Source organism: Nocardia araoensis NBRC 100135 (assembly GCF_000308435.1).
In the GTDB taxonomy this organism is placed as follows: Bacteria; Actinomycetota; Actinomycetes; order Mycobacteriales; family Mycobacteriaceae; genus Nocardia; species Nocardia araoensis.
Map to the genome: position 1 here is coordinate 1 of NZ_BAFR01000190.1, position 355 is coordinate 355.

Annotated in this window: 1 protein-coding gene; it reads right to left on the bottom strand. The window is 69.6% G+C overall.

Annotated features, from left to right (window positions below; genetic code table 11):
* The coding region (locus tag ON21_RS25305; RefSeq protein WP_039801638.1) for a phosphopantetheine-binding protein at positions 1–355 on the bottom strand (355 nt) is incomplete at both ends.

The following is a 355-nucleotide window of genomic DNA, read 5'->3' on the forward strand; positions in this document are numbered from 1 at the left end:
CGCAACGCGAACGGCAAGTTGTAGGCCGCCGAACCGATCTGCTCCGCAGCCCCATCGGACTGATCGAAGCGGTTGAGGAACCACATCCGCCGCTGCGCCAACGACAACGGCAACCGCTCCGGACGCGCGATACTGCCCAACTCCACCCGCTCACCGTGCGTGTGGGACTCCAGCGCCGCCGCCAACCCCGCCACCGTCGGGCTCTCGAACAACGTCCGCACCGGCACCCGGCCACCGACGGCCGCACCGAGACGCGCCACCACCTGCGTGGCGACCAGCGAATTACCGCCGAGCGCGAAGAAATCGTCATCGGCGCCCACCCGGCCCAGGCCGAGCACCTCACCGAACACACCCG